This is a genomic window from bacterium, from assembly GCA_035703895.1.
Taxonomy (GTDB): domain Bacteria; phylum Sysuimicrobiota; class Sysuimicrobiia; order Sysuimicrobiales; family Segetimicrobiaceae; genus Segetimicrobium.
The window spans coordinates 1-13945 of sequence record DASSXJ010000161.1; the positions used below are offsets into that span (position 1 = coordinate 1).

The following is a 13945-nucleotide window of genomic DNA, read 5'->3' on the forward strand; positions in this document are numbered from 1 at the left end:
AGCGGAAAACGGGACTCGAACAAGGCTTCCGGTCGGGTTTCATCGAATGGTTAGCTACTTCCGGCGTGGCGCGTTGCGGCGATTCTGTCTCAACAACGGGGGGGCTATGAAAAGTCCGCGTAGACACCTCACCGCTCTTCTGGGCGCGCTGATTGCGTTCGTTCTTGTATGTCCCTTGATGCCTTCCGCCGGCCGAGCGCAGACAATGCGCTACAAGATCAGACAGGCGGGATTCCGCGTGCTCTACATGGCGCCAATGTACATCGCCCTCGAGCAGGGGGTTTTCGCGCAGGAGGGCGTTGACTACGCTTTCCAGGAAATCAGCAGCGGCGCGCTTGGGCCGGCGACGGTGGTCTCGGGCCAGGCCCAGGTCTCGGACCTCGATCCTCTCGGAATTGCGGACCTGCAGAAAGAAGGCAAGTCGGTGATCAGTTTCTACAATCTCGTCACGCGCGTGACCCTCGATCTGATCGTCCGGAACGAGATCATCCAGCGGACGGGCGTCAGCCGGTTCTCGCCGCTTGGGAAGCGCTACGCGGTGCTGAAGGGCTTGAACATCGGCATCACGCGCCCGGGCGCGCCGACCGACGTCTTCGCGCGCTACTTTCTTGTTAAGGCAGGCCTAAACCCCGACAAGGACGCGAACCTGGTGCAGGTGGGCGGCGTGCCGGCGCTGGCCGCCGCGTTCCGCTCCGGCCGCATCGACGCATTCCTGTTGTCTCCGCCGCTGCCGCAGACGCTCGAGCGCGAGCATCTCGGTCAGATCATCATTCGCGATACCGCGGGTGACGTGCCGGACTTCAGCAACACAAGCTATACGACGCTATTCACGTCGGTTGATTACCTGCGCACCAACGCGCCGGCCCTGCAGGCCTATGCGCGCGCGGTGAACAAGGCAACCGCGTGGATCCGTACCAACAAAGCTGAAGCGCTCCGGATCCTGGGCCAGAAGTATTTCCAGGATACGCCCGCCGACAGCCTTGCTGTCTCGCTTGACGCGACCCTCCCCGCGATCAGTCCCGACGGCCGGTTCACAGAAGCCGGCGTCGCGCGGTACCTTAACATCTTTAAGGCCATCGGACAGCCGGTGACCGCGCCGTCGAGCGAAGGCGTGCTCTGGACCAACGCGATCGTTAAGTAGGAGGCTGATGATGCCGGGGGAACTGGCTGGCTGGACCGTCGTCCGTGGTGGGCGACCTACGGATCGTGATACACCTGCTGCGTGAACGGCTGCGTGCTTGGTCCCGCGCCTGAGATCCAGGTAAGCACGGCTGGTTCCGAACGTGCGCCGGCGAGGCCGGTGTTTGTTCTTGAGGCGCGCGGCGTCTACAAGGTTTTCGTGACGCGCGGCCGAGCCGGCCGCCGCATGATGACTGCTCTCCGGGACGTCACCCTCGGTGTCCGTCCGGGCGAGTTTCTGACGCTGGTGGGCCCGTCGGGCTGCGGCAAATCCACAGTGTTGAACCTCTTCGCCGGGCTGACGGAGGCGTCCGACGGCGCGGTGCTCCACGACGGGCATCCTATCCGGGGCATCAACACCCGTGGCGGCTACGTCACGCAGGACGACAACCTGCTGCCGTGGCGCACGACGCTGGCCAACGTAGAAATCGCGCTCGAATTGAAGGGCGTTCCACGCGACGAGCGGAGGGACAAGGCGCTGGCCTACCTCGAGCGGGTGGGCCTCAGGGGCTTTGAGCATCATTATCCGCATGAACTCTCCGGCGGGATGCGCAAGAGGGTCTCGATCGTCCGGACGCTCGTGGACGAGAGCGTCAACGTGATCCTCATGGACGAGCCGTTCGGCCCGCTGGATGCGCAGACGCGCCTGGTCCTCCAGGATGAACTGCTCCAGTTGTGGCAGGGCAGCGGTCGCACCATCGTCTTTGTGACCCACGACCTCGTGGAAGCAATCGCGCTGTCTGACCGGATCGCGATCTTCACCCGGGCTCCTGGAACGATCAAGGAAATCCGCGACGTGCCGATCCCGCGTCCGAGGGATGTGTTCCATATTCACGAGGCGCCCGGGTTTGCGGACGTCTACGATCCGCTTTGGAACGGTCTCCGCGCAGAAATCACCCGCGGTCCGGAGCCTCCCGTTGGCTGAACGCGCACGGTCCATTTGGATCGACGACCGCGTTCCCGGGCGTGAGTCGGAAGTCTTGCGGCGGGAGGCGGCCGACACCGAGCGGCGGGAGCGGGGTAGGCGGACCACCGTCGCGGCCTGGCAGATTCTGCTGCTCGGCGTCCTGCTGGCGGGGTGGTGGGGGGCGTCGGGCCGCATCGTGGACCGGTTGTTTCTTAGCGACCCGGTCAGCATCGCGCGCGCGTTCTGGCGGATAGTCGTCGATGGCTCGCTGGGGTTTCATCTCCAGTACACGCTGACGGAGACCCTTCTGGGTTACGTGCTGGGCGCGTCGTCCGGTCTCCTCGCGGCCGTCGGGACGTGGCTCGTTCCGGGGGCGGCGCCGGCCCTGCGTCCACTGGTTCTGCTGGCCTACGCGACGCCGAAGATCGCGCTCGCGCCGCTGATGATTCTGTGGTTCGGCATCGGCATCTTCCCTAAGGTCATCCTCGCCGCGACCTTCGTGTTCTTCGTCGTGTACCTCAACACGATGGCCGGCCTCGGGACCGTAAGCGGCGGTCTCGTGAGCGTCGTCCGCGTCATGGGGGCGACGCCGGCGGCCGTGTTCCGGAAGGTGGTGCTGCCGAACGCCATGCCGTTCGTCGTCGCTGGGCTGCGCATCACGATCCCGGCGGCGCTGATCGGCGCGATTGTGGCGGAGTTCATCAGCAGTAACCGTGGCGTGGGCTACCTCATCAACGCCGCGAGTTCGCGGTACCGGACGGCGGATGTGTTCGCCGCCATTTTCGGCCTCCTTATTCTCGTGATGGCAATGAACGCCGGCGTCTCGGCGCTGGAGCGCTGGTGGCTGCCGTGGGTGCCGCGGGAGCGCAGTCCCCTTGGATAAGCCCGCCGCGACCCGGATCCTGACCACGCTGGACGAGCTGCTGCGGCCCGGCGGGTGCGCGCTTCTCGTAGTCGACGTTCAGCGAGACTTCGTGCACCCCGACGGGTGGAGCGCGCGCCGCTTGCCGGGGGCGACGTCGCTGCGCCGTGTGATCCCCGTCATCAACGCGCTCGTCGCCGCCGCGCGAGCCACCGCCGTCCCCGTCTGTTACGTGACGATGGAGCACGGCCGCGAGGTCGACGCCCCCAACTATCAGGCCCGCTACGTCGCGCGCGGCATGGGCGAGGAGATTTTGTGCGCGGCCGGCGGCTGGGGGGCCGCGCTGGACGACGAACTCACGCCTCCTCGGCCTGGTGATATTACAATCGTACGTCATAGCTATGACGGGTTCACGGGCACTGACCTTGACGCGCTGCTTCGCGCGCGAAAGGTGGACGTGGTAGTTGCGGTCGGCGTCGTCACGAACCTCTGCGTGCAGACGACCGTGCAGCACGCGTTCGCGCTCGGGTACTACGTAGTCGTCGTAGAGGACGGTACCGCGGCGGCCGATCCGGACGTCCAGGCCATGACGCTCGACAATCTTGGCCGCTACTTTGGGTTGGTCGCCCCGGCCGGTGTCGTCGCCGAACACTGGACGAGGATTGGGCGAGTGGCCGCACCGTCGTCGCCGAAGGAGTTCGTCGAGTGAGCGGTGTGGCCGCGTCCCCGCACGAACTTCGCCTGCACGACGAAATCGGCCGCCGAGTGGCCGCGCGAGAAGCGGTGAGCCGCGCGTCAATCGCCGCGGCCAGGGCTGCCATCTTCGCGGTCGCGCTCGGCGCGTGGGTGTTCGCGTCCGGCCGCCTCGCCGATCGCCAGTTCATAAGCGATCCGCTCGAAGTGCTGAGGGCGTTCTGGACCCTCGTTGCCACGGGACGGCTCTGGCCGAACTTGATCCAGACGCTCGCCGAGGTGCTGAGCGGCTACGCGATCGGCGCGGTACTCGGCATCGTCGTGGCGGTCGTGGTCGCGTTCCAGGAAACCGCGCAGCATGTGCTCCGCCCGTTCTTGATCGCCTTCTATTCGATCCCGAAGATCGCGCTTGCGCCCCTGTTCATCATGTGGTTTGGTCTAGGGTCGGCGCCGAAAATCGTCCTCGCCGCGATCTTTGTCTTCTTCGTGGTGTTTATGAACGTGGTCGCGGGACTGTATCAAGTGAGCCCGGATCTCGTCAATGTTGTCCGAGTGATGGGCGCCCGCCGCATCGACGTGGTCGGCAAGATCGCGCTGCCGAGCGTCGTCCCCTACCTCATGACCGGCCTGCGGATCGCCGTGCCGGAAGCGTTGATCGGCGCAGTGATCGGCGAATTCATGTCCGCCAATGCGGGCCTTGGGTATCTCGTGAATACCGCGGCCGAGCAGTTCAACACCGCGGCGACGCTGGCGGCGATCGTCGCGCTGCTGTTGATCGTCGCCGCGATGGACGTCGCGCTGGGCCTTTTGGAGCACCGGCTGCTCGGATGGCGGCCCCGCGAGGATCTGGTCTTGGCCGTGAAGGGTTAACGGTGGTCCTATGAGAACGGGCACGGCGCACCAACTCGGCAAAGGAGGAGTGCGATGAAGCGGGCCGGGCTCATGATTACGACACTGCTGCTGGCGGTTCTTCTTACGGCTCCCGCCGCGCAGACGCAGTCGCTTACCAAAATCCGGCAGGCGGGCTTCAAGGTGATCGACCTCGCGGTCCCGCTCCTCGCCAAGTCCAAGGGAATCTTTCAGAAAAACGGCCTGGACTTCGAATACGTCGAGATCGACAGCGGGAAGCTCGGCGTCGCCTCGCTCTTGAGCGGCAACGTCCAGTTGGTCGACCTCGGCGTCGACGATATTGTGGCGCTGCAGAAGGAAGGGAAGGACCCGGTCCTGATTTATAGCATGGTGAACTCGCTGACGATGGACCTCGTCGTCCGCAACGACGTGCTGAAGCGGTTGAATGTCACCCCGGCCTCGTCCCTCGATGGCAAGCTGAAGGCGCTCCGCGGCCTTACGTTCGGGATCACGCGGCCCGGCGCGGTGACGCAGCTCTTCCCGCAGTATCTGCTGCGGAAGGCCGGATACAACCCGGAAAAGGACGCGACCTTCGTGCAGGTCGGCGGGGGCCAGGCGCTTGTCGCGGCCATGAAGAGCAAGCGGATCGAAGCGTTCATGCTTTCCGCGCCTGCGCCGTACATCCTTGAGAAAGACGGCGACGGCACGGTGCTGATCAAGAACTCGGCGGGACAGGGCCCGAAAGAGTTTGCGGACTTCGCCTTCGAATCGATCGCCTCGATGAAGTCGTGGGCGAACGCGAACACCGCGACGGTCGAGGCCTACACGCGGTCGCTTAACGAGGCCTACAACTGGATGCTCACGGACCGGCCGACCGCGCTGCGTCTCCTCAAGGTCTACTTCCCCGAGACGGATGACGCGACGCTGGCGCTGTCGTTCAACGCGCTCGTTCCCGCTATCAAGAAGGGCGGACGGCTGAGCCAGCAGGCGGTCAAGAACCAGGTCGACGTGCTCACGTCGATCGGCGCGTTGAACGGGCAGGCGGATACGCGCGAAGGAGTGCTGTGGACGAACCAGTTCGTCAAGTAGCGGACGCTCGGGCCGGTAGGCTCAGGAGGCCTTCCTATCCTTCGCTGAGTTCCATTCTTGGTGTCTCTCGCAGACTTGCACGGGAACAGAGGAGGAAGGGGATACCTCAAGCCTTAGGCGGGTGAGTGCCGAGTGTCAGCCGTAAAGCGCGGCATCACCTTTTCGGCGAAGGGCACGATCACTTTCTCGTGTTCCACTTCTGACTGTGGAGCGGAAAAACACCTCAGCCAGATGTCGTTGATGCCGAAGGAAATGATCTCCTTGATCTTCTCGATACAATCCTCGGCCGTGCCCGCGACCGAGAACCGCTTGATAACCTCGTCTGTTAGATACTTCCGCTCCTGGTACGCCGCCTCCAATCCTGCCCGACCCATAGTGCGGCACTTCCCGAGGAAGGATGGCAACACTTCGTCGAAGCCGTCGAGTATGACGGGATAGGCCTCGGGGGAGGTATTCAACAGCGCCTGGGTCACGAACGGCCTGACGTTCTCCACGGCTTGTCGTCCGTCGTCGGAGATCGAGGTGTAGACCCACGAGATCAGTCGGACGTCCTCCAAGCGCCGTCCCGCCTTCTTGGCTCCGGCCCTCACTCGCTCGATCGCGAACGCCAGCTGCTCCTTCGACACATAGGTCGCTATCACCGCGCCGTCCGCAATTTCACCGGCGAGCTCGAGGTTCAGCGGACTTCTGCTCGCTATGAGTATCGGTATGTCCGGCCGTACATCGAACCTCAGCTGAGCGTTGGTGAGCTTGTAAAGTCTGCCGTCGAAGTTGACTGTTTCCCCGCTGAACAGCGCTCGGATCATTGTGACTGTTTCGCGGAGGGCCTCGTTGACGTGCCTCCGCTCAAGATGCATCTGGGCGAAACCAGATCCACCAGCGCCGAGGGCGAGCAGGGCCCGTCCCCCCGAAAGTTCGTCGAGGCTTGCGACGGCAGCGGCCAGCATCGCAGGGATCCGACTGAACGGATCGGAAACGCATGGCCCGAGCTTTATCGTCGTTGTATTCAGGGCGTCGGCGGCGAGCGTTACGAACACATCTTTCTCACCCGAGAATCGCTGGTCGGCGTGAACGAAGTGTTCGAAGCCCAGTTCCTCGGCCAGCTTCGCCACCGAGATTACCTTCTTCAGCGGCTCCACCGGCGCCATCCCTACGCCAAACTTTACCATCAGGCCGTCAGGGACTCCCGTTCATCTACGCTAAGCTGACGCGCATCTTCCCGAATCCTTCCCTCCGCATCCGTGGGGCCTCGCGGGCGAGTGCATCGATCCCCTCAGTGATCTTTCCGACAAGATTCGTCGCGAGTGGACCACTCATTCCCCTTATCGCGCTGTCGCGCTCGTAGATGAATCCGATGACGAGGAAGTCGCGGATATGCCTCGGCCACTCTGGCTTCACGAAGATGGCAGGTTTGTAGTACACGATCAGATCGCCGACGGTCTGGTAGATCGTCTGATTCTCTTCCTCTATGCGATCGGAAGGATCGAGCACGACGTAGACCTCGCGGCCGTTCTCCATGCTATGCATGGCCTGCCGCTCGATCGGAAGCATCTCCTTTAGCCATTTCGTGGCCTTTGGCGCGTCCTTCTCCTCGAGTTGCGCAAACGCCTCGGCTCTGCCCAGCGTGATCTTCACTCTCGTCATTGGTCAAGTCTCGCCCGCGCGGGCCTCACCGTGGTCACGCCGAACGTTCCAACCTCCTCACGACCAGCATCTGCAGGCCATTGTGACGGACTTCTTCGCACTTCTGCGCGAATTCCTTTGGTATGTCGATGATGGTGGCGAACAACGTGGCGACCTGCAAATTCGAATCTCGGCCGCTGCGTGCTGGGTCGTCTGCGGCCAGGCCGCCGCCGGCCGGATCGCCATAGAAGATGGCGAGTTCTGACAGCTCCCGCTGGAACTGGGAGCTGTAAGCCAACTGCTTGCCGCGAGACATCTGGGGGGATCGCCAGAAGTAGACGATATCACCGGGAGCGGTGGTCCCGCGCCGAACCGGCCCTTCGGGGGGAAGCCGAAGTATCTTCTCGCCATGAAGATGCAGCATGATCTCGCGGCTCGACCAATTGGCGTGGATCGCCATCCCTTCGGCCGGAAGCACGTTCCAGACCGCATCGCATGTCTTCGGTACGACGTCATCGTGCATCTCAGCAATGGCCCGTGTTCCACCCAGCTCAAAGAGCAACTTCCTCATCCGACTCACTCCAGCTTCTCGATGAGGAGATCCTTCTGGCCCCGGTAGATCATATCTTCGCAGGCCCTTGCGAAGTCCTCTAGACTAGAGGAGATGTTCGCAAAGAGGCTCACGGCTTCTGGCCCGCGCGGTCCCTGCGGCCTCGTGTCCCTGTCATAGACGATGCCTATCTCTGCGGATTCAGATCTTCCATAGGGGGAGCCCCGGAAGTAGTTGTGGGGCCTGTAGTAATAGAAGATGTCGCCGGGGATGGGAAGGTAGGTAAGGACGTTCTCGGGCGGAAGCACAAACTTGTTGTCCAGGTGGGCTAATACTTGATGCCCGGACCAGATGTCATGTATCGCCTTTACGCGCAGAGGCAAGTGGTGCCATATCGCCTCACAGGTGTTTGGACAGTCCTCCTCTAGAAGATCTGCCACGGCAAAGGTACCATCATCTGGAAAGGAGATCCGGATTTTTCGAGACAGAACATGCGGATCAACTCGTTGATCGGACACCGACCCACTCCTCCCCCCCGGTTGTTCCACGCGTCAGCGAAGGCCTTTCGAGTCTTCTCTCTCGCTCGTCGGACTCGGGATCTCCCCGCCGCCCGCCGCGCCGTCGGTGCGCCTACTTGTAGTAGAACTGCTCCGTGCGCGCGTTTCCCGGCGTGCGCAGCGGCCAGTCCTTGCCCAGCTTGGTCGGCACGTTGTGCATGCGGACGTTGACGACGGCCACGCCCTGATCCATCGGGGTCAGGCCGATCGTGCCGATCTCGAACACGTTGTCCACCCAAATCTTGAAGATTTCCTGAGCGTCCCGCACCTGAGTCTTGGGATCGTCCATTTTGGCCTTGTCGATCAATTCCACGAGACGCTTGACAGGCGCCGGGGGTTCCATGCCTTCCTTCCCGTTCGTGTCGAACCACTGCTTCCACAGAGGCCCGGTCGTGATGGTGCCGTAGAGGATCGTGCGGGGATCGTACATCGTCGTTCCGGTGAACGGAAAGCCGCCGCTGCCCTGGTTCCAGATCTCCGCCTGCAGATCGTTGGACTGGCGCATCTGGAAGTGCAGCGACCGCTCACGCACCTGGACGATCGTCTTGATGCCGACCCGCTCCCAGTCCTTGGCGATCAGCTGCGCGACGTCCGGCCAAGGACCGAAGACGGGCACGACGGAGAGCTCGACGGTGACTCGGCGGTTGCTGCCGGGAAAGAAGCGGAAGCCCTCCGGGTCTTTCTTGTCGAGGCCGATTCGGTCGAGCAGCCGGTTGGCCTCGTCGGGCCGGTACTCCGTGTACTTGTAAGCGTAGAGATTGCCGGGGTAGTATGGCAACCAGGGCGCGGGGACGGGTTGGCGTGCTTCGCCGAGGCCGAGGAACGCAGATTCTTTGATCTGGTTCCGGTTGATCGCGTACGACATAGCGATGCGGAAGTCCCGGTTCTGGAACAAGCGGCCGAGGTCGGGGTCCTTGATGTAGGTCTCGTTGAACGTGACGTCGGCGTCCGCGCCGCCGAAGCCCTGCCAGAGGATGACGCGGTATTTGCCGTCTTTCTCGTGCTCCTTGAGCACCGGGTAATTGCTGAGGATGATATGCCGCTCCTGTTCGTCCAGCTGGCCGGCGATGGCGGCGAGGTTGAGGGACTGGATGTCGGCAAAAAACTTGAACTGGACCGCGTCGATGTACGGGAGCTGGTTCCCCGCTTTGTCCACGCCAACGTAGTAGGGGTTGCGGCGCAGCACGAACAGCTGGTCACTGATGCGCGTCGCGGGCACCCACGCCGCCATTACGGGGCGCTCGGGGTTCTCGGGCGGATGCGCCCTGGCGGCAAAGAGCTCCACCCACGTTTTGAACTTGGCCGCGGCGACCAACTGGTCCAGCTTCGCCCGCTCCGCGTACTTAGCGTGGAACTGCTTCAGGTATCGGGCCGGGAGAAAGCACGCATATTGACGGTCGCCGCTGTCCTTGTTGGCCAGCTCCATCAGGAAGGTGGTGTTCGGGTCCTTGTACGTCCAGCGGACCGTGATGTCGTCCACCCGCTGGACCGCGACCGGTGAGCCATCGTGGTTCTTCATCCACACGGGCAGGGCTGGGGTGAGGTCCTTGTTCAGGAGCACGTCATTGTACCAGAACATGATGTCGTCGGCCGTGAACGGGCTGCCGTCCGACCACTTGGCACCCGCGCGCAGCTTGACCGTCCACGTCGTGAAGTCCTTGGACGGCGTCACGCTCGAGGCATACTTCGGCTCGACCTTGCTCCCGTCCGGTGAGTAGCGCACGAGGGCGTCGTAGACGATGCGGTGGACGTTGTTAAAATCGCTCGGGCCGAGGAAACCGCGGCGCCAGACGCCGCCGTACTGGCCGATCCCCTCCACGGTATTGACAACGAGCGGATCCTCGGGGAGACGCTGTGCGACCGGGGGCAACTTGCCCGCCCGCACGAGGGCGGCGAGCATCGGCGCCTCGTGGTATTTGGCCTGGGCCAGCGCTGACGCCGGCATAAAAATCCCGCCGCCCGGGCCCGACAGCCAGGCCCCCAACGCGAGCAGCACGATCGCCAGGATCCCGATGCGATAGAGTGTGCTTTTCATCGGTACGCCTCCAATTGTCTTGGCCGAGATTTCCGTCTAGACGCCTGTACTCCCTCCCATCAAAGGAGCCCACCCGGCGCTCTCCGTCGCGTATTCACCCATTAAACAAGCAATCCCTGGGGCTTCCTTGGAGCAAGCGGCTGGGCGAATTCTGTGAACGCCAAGCAGGACAAGGCCGGCTAATGCCCGCGGATCGCCTGCCTAGGACACCCATCCCCGCGGTGTTTCAGACGCTATTGGCTGACCTATTCGAGAGTTGGGCATCATAGTGCAGCGGCGGAGGTGGAAACCGCATGCGCGAGGCCCCGGATCAGGTGATCAGCCGGATGCTCGTTCCAGGCGAGAAACTGTTATGGTCGGGCGCGCCGCCGACCGGCATCATGGTGCGATCGACCGATCTCTCGCTCATTCCATTCAGCCTGTTCATCTGCGGGTTTTCCGCGTTTTGGGCGTTCGGCGTGGCGACCAGCGGCGCGCCGGTTGTCTTCATCCTCTTTGGCATCCCGTGCGTGCTCTTCGGCGTGTACATGCTGTTCGGGCGATTTATCGTGGATGCCTGGGTGCGGGCGAACACCTACTATGGCGTGACCGATCAGCATATCCTCATTGCATCGGGGTTATTCGGGTTGAATGTCGAGTCGCTCGATCTCGATAAGCTCGACGATCTGACGATTTCGGAGCGGCCGGACGGGCGGGGGACCATCATCTTTGGCGCACTACCGCTGATGGCGGGCTCGTCCTCCAATCGGGATTCTTCCGTGCCCGCGGATGTGGTGCAGGCCGCCGGCGGAACCGTTTCGTCCCAGCTTCCCGGGCAGCCCATTCGGTTCAGCATCAAGGTGCGAGTTCGTATGCCGAGATTCGAGAGGATCGAGAACGTCCGCCTCGTCTACGACACCATCCAACGGGCGAAGCGGCCGGCGTAAGCGCGAGGAGGCCGGATTGAGCGTCCAGATCCTAGCGGCGCTTGCGCGAGGTGAAGGGCTCGCCTGATCCACCAATCGTGACTTCGACCAAGCGCTGCAAGGCGGCGAGTCCAAAGAACCTTTGACCGGGATTAAAGAAGCACGTTCAGTAAAAGCTAGGTTCGATGAAGGCCAAGACGGGCTCCCGGCACGATCCTCAAGCAATAACGCTGTCGGCCCCCACGAACATCGCCACGTGCTTGACGTGGCCCCGCCTGGTCGGCGCCTCGCCGTCGAAGTACCAGTCCACCCGCGCCGTGAGCTCGTCCCACGAGACCGCGCCGTTGAACGCCGAGGCCGATTGATGGACGGGGTGCGGGCTGTACCGCCGGTAGCTGTCCCAGTCGTCGAAGTCGAGGTGGAGGCCGACGTCGTAGTTGGCCGGAGGGCCGTCCGCTCCGCGCCGCCAGACCGGCGTCGCCTCGAACGGCGGCGGGTCGTCGAATCGCCGCGAGCCGCCGAAGAGGTCCTCGCCGTAATCGCCCGACTTCACCATCGGGCACTCCGTACGCAGGTAGGCCAGGCCCTGCAGCATTTCCGCCTGCAGCGCCGGCGTGGTCGTGTCGCGCAGCCGCCGGATCACGGAGTGGCGAAGCATCCCGGCGGTATTTTTCGGCGACGGGCGGCGCCGCCTGCGTGCGGCGCCGAGATGCCGGAAATGACGATATGGGGGCCCACCGGCGGGCGGGGAAAGCGGCCCGTAGCCATCGAAGGGAAGATCGCCACAGGATACGATCTTCCTCATAGTGTTTCGAAGGTCGTCTCACACTATCGCGTGACCGAAACGGAGGCTACATATGCGATTGTACATAATGCAGGTTGGGATGAACCCGACCAACGGAAGTCCATATCCGAGCTACCTGATCCAGATGGATGACGATTTGAATATCCTCGTGGACACTGGCTTCGGTCCGCAGATGGTCGAAATAAGCCAGCGCCCCGATCACCAAGGCGCCCGGGTTACGGAGGACGACCTTGTTGTGAATCAGCTTGCTCATCTCGGCGTCCGCCCGGAGAATATTCGCTACCTTATTGCCACGCACTTTGACCGAGATCACGCGGGCTGTCTTGCGACTTTCACCGGCGCGGAGATTGTCGTCCAACGGCGGCACTACGAGGCTGCAAAAGCGGGACACCCACGCTTCACCGCCACGCGGGACGAGTGGGGCCATCCCCGCCTACGCTACCGATTTGTCGATGGGGACACGGAGTTACTGCGTGGGGTCGAGCTGATTGAGACGAGCGGCCACGTCCCGGGACACATGTCGGTTCTCGTACGGCTGCCCAAGACTGGCCCAGTGCTCCTTGCCATCGATGCGATGGCCCAAGCGCTTGGTAATCACACCCCCGAAAATCGCCCAATGGGCCCCTTCGATCTAGACGAATCTGGCACGCGCGCCAGCACCCGAAAGCTCGTGGACCTCGCCGCTCTCGAAAAGGTCGCGCTCATCGTGTACGGCCACGACCCCGACGAGTGGAAGAAGCTCAAGAAAGCGCCAAAGTTCTACGAGTAGGCGCTGCTTTGCCCGGGAAATGGCGGCTCAAGCCGACCCATCGCGCTAATTGCGCGTTCATCCTATCTGAGGAGGATGATCATGCCGCGAATCGCCATCGGTGAGATCAGCCACGAAACAAACACGTTTTCACCGCCGACCACCCTCCAAATGTTCAAGGATCGCCATTGGGATCACGGGCAAGGGATTCTCGCGCGTGAGCGCGGCACGCGCACGTATCTCGGCGGGATGATCGAAGCGGGCGAGCGTCTCGGCGTCACACTGATCCCAACCTTTGCCGCGCGTACGGAGCCCTGGGGCACGATCACCCGGGACGCCTACGACACGATGGTCGCCGAATTGGTCCGGGGCATTCAGCAAGCGATGCCGCTCGATGCGGTTTGTCTGGCGCTCCACGGGGCAGGCATCGCCGATGGATCTCCCGATCTGGAAAGCGGGGTGCTCGAGGCAGTCCGCGAGGTCGTCGGCGACGGCATGCCCCTCGCCGTTACCCTCGACCTCCACGGCAACATTACCCCCAGGATGGTGTCGCTGGCGACGGGACTCTTTGGTGTCCATGAATATCCGCACACCGACTCATACGAACGCGGGCAGGAAGCCGTGGCGTTTCTTCTGCGGGTGCTAGGGAGAGAGATCCAACCGGCGATGGCGCTCGAGGCGCTGCCGCTCGTGATCCCGGCGTCCGCGTCGGCCCTGGAACCGGCACGAACGATCAACGCCCTGTGTCATTATTGGGAACAACAGCCCGGCCTGATCGACTGCGTCTTCTTCCACGGCTTCTCCCACACAGATCTGCCGGAGGCCGGGGTGACTGTTGTGGCAGTGGCTGAACGCGATCCCGGACTTGCGGGTCGAGCCGTGCGGGCTGTGGCGCAAGAGATCTGGGCGCGCCGCGAGGCGTTTCACGTAAAGTTTCCGCAGCCCGCCGCGGCGGTCGCCGAAGCGGTCAGGCTGGCGGTCGCCGCCACGCCCGTTGTCATCAACGAGATGAGCGACAATCCCGGCGGCGGGGCTCCCGGAGACGGGACCCATCTGCTGCGTGCCATGGTTGAAGCGGGTCTGACCGATAGCGCGTTCGGCACCATGTACGACCCTGAGGCCGCCGATGCAGCACACAATGCG

General features: G+C 63.2%; 15 protein-coding genes. 9 read left to right on the forward strand and 6 right to left on the reverse strand.

Features of this window, described 5'->3' with window-relative positions:
* Nucleotides 1–247: 247 nt before the first annotated feature.
* From VFP86_11475 to VFP86_11500, 6 genes are all read left to right on the forward strand, one after another.
* Nucleotides 248–1141, forward strand: coding sequence for an ABC transporter substrate-binding protein (locus tag VFP86_11475; protein HET9000259.1), 894 nt, complete (start codon nt 248–250; stop codon nt 1139–1141).
* Nucleotides 1142–1366: 225 nt separating this feature from the next.
* Nucleotides 1367–2104: an ABC transporter ATP-binding protein gene (locus VFP86_11480; GenBank protein ID HET9000260.1), complete on the forward strand. Its 738-nt coding sequence runs from the start codon at nt 1367–1369 to the stop codon at nt 2102–2104.
* Nucleotides 2097–2969 carry an ABC transporter permease gene (locus tag VFP86_11485; protein HET9000261.1) on the forward strand — a complete coding sequence of 291 codons (873 nt, stop codon included), beginning with the start codon at nt 2097–2099 and terminating at the stop codon, nt 2967–2969. The genes VFP86_11480 and VFP86_11485 overlap by 8 nt, the downstream gene beginning before the upstream one ends.
* Complete coding sequence (locus tag VFP86_11490) at nt 2962–3657, forward strand: isochorismatase family cysteine hydrolase (protein ID HET9000262.1); 696 nt, start codon at nt 2962–2964, stop codon at nt 3655–3657. Before VFP86_11485 ends, VFP86_11490 begins: the two co-directional genes overlap by 8 nt.
* Nucleotides 3654–4511, forward strand: coding sequence for an ABC transporter permease (locus tag VFP86_11495; GenBank protein ID HET9000263.1), 858 nt, complete (start codon nt 3654–3656; stop codon nt 4509–4511). The genes VFP86_11490 and VFP86_11495 overlap by 4 nt, the downstream gene beginning before the upstream one ends.
* 54 nt (nt 4512–4565) lie before the next feature.
* Nucleotides 4566–5579 (forward strand): ABC transporter substrate-binding protein, encoded by a 1014-nt coding sequence (locus VFP86_11500; protein ID HET9000264.1) that lies wholly within the window; start codon nt 4566–4568, stop codon nt 5577–5579.
* A gap of 113 nt (nt 5580–5692) precedes the next feature.
* On the opposite strand, the gene VFP86_11505 is transcribed toward VFP86_11500, so the two are convergent.
* From VFP86_11505 to VFP86_11525, 5 genes are all read right to left on the reverse strand, one after another.
* A complete protein-coding gene (locus VFP86_11505; protein ID HET9000265.1) occupies nt 5693–6718 on the reverse strand; it encodes an LLM class flavin-dependent oxidoreductase in 1026 nt (341 codons plus the stop codon).
* 55 nt (nt 6719–6773) lie between these two features.
* Nucleotides 6774–7223 (reverse strand): DUF3830 family protein, encoded by a 450-nt coding sequence (locus VFP86_11510; protein HET9000266.1) that lies wholly within the window; start codon nt 7221–7223, stop codon nt 6774–6776.
* A gap of 34 nt (nt 7224–7257) precedes the next feature.
* Nucleotides 7258–7764 carry a DUF3830 family protein gene (locus VFP86_11515; protein ID HET9000267.1) on the reverse strand — a complete coding sequence of 169 codons (507 nt, stop codon included), beginning with the start codon at nt 7762–7764 and terminating at the stop codon, nt 7258–7260.
* A 14-nt stretch (nt 7765–7778) separates the two neighbouring features.
* Complete coding sequence (locus VFP86_11520) at nt 7779–8270, reverse strand: DUF3830 family protein (GenBank protein HET9000268.1); 492 nt, start codon at nt 8268–8270, stop codon at nt 7779–7781.
* Nucleotides 8271–8382: 112 nt separating this feature from the next.
* Complete coding sequence (locus tag VFP86_11525) at nt 8383–10344, reverse strand: ABC transporter substrate-binding protein (protein ID HET9000269.1); 1962 nt, start codon at nt 10342–10344, stop codon at nt 8383–8385.
* Nucleotides 10345–10637: 293 nt separating this feature from the next.
* Here VFP86_11525 and VFP86_11530 point away from each other — a divergent pair, with 293 nt between their 5' ends.
* The gene (locus tag VFP86_11530) at nt 10638–11270 is read left to right on the forward strand and encodes a hypothetical protein (protein ID HET9000270.1); all 633 of its coding nucleotides are present in this window, start codon (nt 10638–10640) and stop codon (nt 11268–11270) included.
* Nucleotides 11271–11466: 196 nt separating this feature from the next.
* Here the strand turns inward: VFP86_11530 and VFP86_11535 are convergent, their stop codons facing one another.
* Entirely contained in the window at nt 11467–11907 is a 441-nt protein-coding gene (locus VFP86_11535; GenBank protein HET9000271.1) for a hypothetical protein, read from the reverse strand.
* Nucleotides 11908–12106: 199 nt separating this feature from the next.
* Here VFP86_11535 and VFP86_11540 point away from each other — a divergent pair, with 199 nt between their 5' ends.
* Both VFP86_11540 and VFP86_11545 read left to right on the forward strand, forming a co-directional pair.
* Complete coding sequence (locus tag VFP86_11540; GenBank protein HET9000272.1) at nt 12107–12823, forward strand: N-acyl homoserine lactonase family protein; 717 nt, start codon at nt 12107–12109, stop codon at nt 12821–12823.
* 81 nt (nt 12824–12904) lie between these two features.
* A partial coding sequence (locus VFP86_11545; GenBank protein HET9000273.1) for a M81 family metallopeptidase occupies nt 12905–13945 on the forward strand: 1041 nt, incomplete at its 3' end.